The sequence below is a fragment of the Bacillus sp. AP50 genome (genome assembly GCF_040492675.1).
GTDB lineage: Bacteria > Bacillota > Bacilli > Bacillales > Bacillaceae_G > Bacillus_A > Bacillus_A cereus.
Genome location: NZ_JBEUTW010000350.1, coordinates 1 through 3878 on the forward strand (window position 1 = coordinate 1; position 3878 = coordinate 3878).

Genomic DNA, 3878 nt, shown 5'->3' on the forward strand with positions numbered 1-3878 from the left:
TAGAAATCAAGAAAATGCCAACTTTTTTGGCATTTTCTTGATTTCTATTTGTATTATGTGGATCACCATACATGCCCATCAGCTTAAGAAAAATAAACGCCCTAAAACGAAAAAAATGAGCTGACTTCTCAAAGTAACTGCCTGTAGAGAAAAGAAATTTTCGTTTAGGGGGTACTTCAAAACCTTAGCTTGATAGCGATGTGGCGGGACCACTTTTAAGGTAGGAATTTTAAATTTACATTTTAAAATATTCGAATGATTTAAAAAACAGTCTGATCTATACTAAAATGAATATGATATGAAAGATTGCTGATATATTTGCTATTGTAAAAGTAGTATTGATGGAATTATGTTGGTTCAAGTTAAAGCAAAAGACATCTATTAAGGTGTCTTTTGCTTTAATGTAATTTACTAAAAATAATGAATCTACTTAACTAATTGTTGTTGAATCTGCTTAATTAAATGTTCAGCGCCTTCGGGACTAAGAACGATTTGTCCATTTGCTAATGATATATTTTTTTCTGAAATATCACCAGTTACTACACAAGCATCGTAAGATTTATATTTTTGTAAAATAATCTTTTCATCTTCTACAAATATTTCCACAGGATCTTTTTCTACAATTCCTAATGTTCTTCTTAACTCTTTCGGAAGAACAATTCGTCCTAATTCATCTACTCTTCTTGTAACACCTGTTGCTTTCATCTTATCCACCCTTTTTATTTTTTATAAATTTTCATATTTCTAGCTATTAATCTCCTATGAACAAGCAGATTAAATTATGTTTGCTTGGTATCATCTGCATTTAATAGTACAATTATATATCTAAAAAGGGTTTACTAGTAGTAATTTGACTGATTGTATTGAAAGTAGCCTTTATGTAGAAATAAGTAGATTATCTAGATTAGGTAATTTTTGTTGTATAAAATCAAAATGTAAAAATATAAATTGTGTGATGAACACATTTTTCTTTCTTACTACCATACAGAAATTGTCCCCCTAGCTCTTGCTAGGGATTTTTCTATGTATATTATTAATTGCATCATAAAAATACACACGTTGTAATAGTTACCTAATTACATATGAAGATGTGCTAAAAATGAATTAGACAGAATTAACAAAAGTAGTAGCGGAAAAAATAGAACTTACACCAAAAGAGGTAGTTGCAGCAACACAGGCTGTATTAGATACGATAATAAATGCGTTAGCTAATAAAGAAAAAGTACAGATACTAGGATTCGGTACATTTGAAGTGTGTGAAAGATCTGCACGTGCAGGACGTAACCCATAAACAGGTGAAGAAATGCAAATCGCTGCTTCAAAAGAACCTACATTTGAATCTGGAATAGAATTAAATGAGACAGTGAAATAAATGTACATAGTGAAAAGGATTTGATATTTTTATCACCCTTTTTTTAATAGCCTTTTTGTTCATAAAACAAAAAAGTATCAACCAAAACATATATTGGATGATACCCCTTCGTTTATAGACATATTATTTCTAAGTACACATCATGCAAAATTTATATAAATAATTTAGATTCCCCAAATAATGTAACCAACTTGTGTTACAATAAACATTTTTCATCAAAAAAAGACCTGCATAAATGCAAGTCAAATATAAATTATGGACTTTCTCTGTATAAAGTCACAGAAAAATTTTCATATCAATTATGCGTCTGGTGATGGAAATCTTGCAGCTTCAAAATGCGTACTATTTTCTACATTAGAAATAACTCCAGCTACACTACTTTGTGCAAAAATCTCAACTATATCCCCTGCATTTAACTGAATGATTGATGAAACAGCAACAACATTAGCAAAGTTTATTGGACCAAAAAAATCATTATCTATTGCAATTGCCGGATTTCCATTAACTCGAATTTCTACCCGCGCTCTATAATTTGTGTTTAGATTATTGGGAATGAACGCAATAGTCCCAATAACAGAATAAACACCTCTTGTCTTTGGAATAAAAATTGATGTAGCTGGATTATACTCATTCGCTAAATCAAATTGTTCATTTTGAAATAAGACCTTAACAAATGTATTTGCTGGTAAATTTTGATTAACTGTGCTCACAGCTCTAAAAGCAGATGCTCTTACAAGATTATATTGGTTATCATCAGAACAACAATTTACTTTTACATTAACCCAAGGTTTCTCCTCATGCTTTTTATCACATTTTTCATAACCCTTACTGCTTCTATGACAATCGTGATATTTCTTTTTGTAATCCTTACAATGATTACAGTAGTAATAAGACATACTAAATTCCTCCTTTTAATTTATTACTACATGCTATGTAAGATAGATTAGTAAAGTTTGGACAATCTGTTACTAATTTTAATAGAATTAAAATTAGGCCTATCAAAAAATAGGTCAGTGAAACAATATAACATGTAAAGCAGAAAAACTTCATTTGAACCTATCTATATCAACACTACAAAATGCTAGAATTCCATTTCTGTTACTTTAAAACCAAGCTCATGTTATACCCAAATCCATAGTTATCAGCTCAATTTCACTTTTTCCTCTGATAAAATGGATCACGTTTCATTATTAGCTGTTGTATACAAATGAATCTTTTACCGTATCATTCTCTCGATGCTTCATCTCAATAATTTTCAGCTGATCTTCATGTCCGTTCCATTTGTTTAGAATGTATCTTATGATTTTTATTGTCCCCTCACATTTTAAGAAAAAGAACAATGCCCCCAACTTAAGCCTGTTCTTCTTGATTTTTCATCCGAACGCACAATACTTTATAGTTTTTCAGCTCCTTCACAACAAGTCTACGCATCTTTTTTTCATCGATATTCTCAAAAATGACAACTGATCCATATGATACGGTTCTTCTCCATTCGATATCCTTACTTAAATAGTTCTCCCGTTTCTTGGTCATGTTATATTTATACATCCAGATTGTCATCTTTAGAATAAGCAGTTAGTATTTGCTAGCTGCCCTTTTATAAGAATCTAGTTATAATTAAGATTCTTATAATGCAGAAATTCCTATCTTATAAATTAAGCTCGTCACTTGAATTATAAAGATGAGATTACATCCTATAATTTTTTTCAGACTATTGCATATTCCATTTCTGAAAGAAGTGCTCTGCTTTACTGAAAGTGTGTGTAAAAAGAATCACCTTTTTATTTATGACAAAATAAATTTTTTATATAAAGGACACACAATTAAATAAACATAACTACATATGATATATTGTATCCTCTCTTTTTAGATTGTATAGTCGTTACAAAAGGGCACTTTTCTAAGTGCTCTTCTAATTACTTACCAAATAGTGTTTTTTTAAAAATAATGACTACAGAACAATTGGACACATTCCCCAATTTATTTACCCCTAAATCCATGTTAAAATCCCTTTTGAGTACGACATAACTCCCCTCCCAGTAAAGCACTGTAACATTTCATTCAGGGCTTCTTTTTTCATCAAGCCATTAGTTAATTGCACTGACCACCTTGACGTACAAAGTGACGGTCTTGTTTAATTTATTTAATTTTATATATAATAATAATTAAATTCAATTGCACTATTAAAATTCCTAACAGTTATTATTATGGAATCCACAATTGCAATAACTTTACTTCTAACATAGTAATACTTCTCGCTTTTTAATACCTTGGAACGCATATTGGAGTTGCTTCAATTTATGATAATGATTTTGTTTCAAAATTGCACCACCATTAAAAACATATATACAATATCTTGTGCAACTTTATTATATAAATCTTGATCATAGACTACTTTGAAAACGCTTGTTTTATTTAAAAGCTACACAAAATTGAAAGAAATACACATACAATGTCGTGTATTCTTTTTCAATGCATGTTTAGATGAAAGAACACTCTCCAGGGT

General features: G+C 30.0%; 3 protein-coding genes and 1 pseudogene. 1 reads left to right on the top strand and 3 read right to left on the bottom strand.

Features of this window, described 5'->3' with window-relative positions:
• Positions 1–426: 426 nt before the first annotated feature.
• Positions 427–705, bottom strand: a complete 279-nt coding sequence (locus tag ABWK52_RS22055) for an AbrB/MazE/SpoVT family DNA-binding domain-containing protein (RefSeq protein ID WP_353772132.1) — start codon at positions 703–705, stop codon at positions 427–429.
• A gap of 403 nt (positions 706–1108) precedes the next feature.
• Here ABWK52_RS22055 and ABWK52_RS22060 point away from each other — a divergent pair.
• A pseudogene (locus tag ABWK52_RS22060) lies at positions 1109–1372 on the top strand (HU family DNA-binding protein); the annotation flags it as partial.
• Between the two features lie 299 nt (positions 1373–1671).
• Here ABWK52_RS22060 and ABWK52_RS22065 read toward each other — a convergent pair.
• Both ABWK52_RS22065 and ABWK52_RS22070 read right to left on the bottom strand, forming a co-directional pair.
• Positions 1672–2268, bottom strand: a complete 597-nt coding sequence (locus ABWK52_RS22065) for an ABC transporter permease (protein WP_044585220.1) — start codon at positions 2266–2268, stop codon at positions 1672–1674.
• A 454-nt stretch (positions 2269–2722) separates the two neighbouring features.
• A complete protein-coding gene (locus tag ABWK52_RS22070) occupies positions 2723–2905 on the bottom strand; it encodes a hypothetical protein (RefSeq protein WP_133300474.1) in 183 nt (60 codons plus the stop codon).
• Positions 2906–3878: the final 973 nt, after the last annotated feature.

What these genes read in the sequence shown, in the direction of transcription:
- ABWK52_RS22070 (WP_133300474.1), bottom strand. Translation starts at nt 2,905, where the DNA reads ATGACCAAGAAACGGGAGAACTATTTAAGTAAGGATATCGAATGGAGA.
- ABWK52_RS22065 (WP_044585220.1), bottom strand. Translation starts at nt 2,268, where the DNA reads ATGTCTTATTACTACTGTAATCATTGTAAGGATTACAAAAAGAAATAT.
- ABWK52_RS22055 (WP_353772132.1), bottom strand. Translation starts at nt 705, where the DNA reads ATGAAAGCAACAGGTGTTACAAGAAGAGTAGATGAATTAGGACGAATT.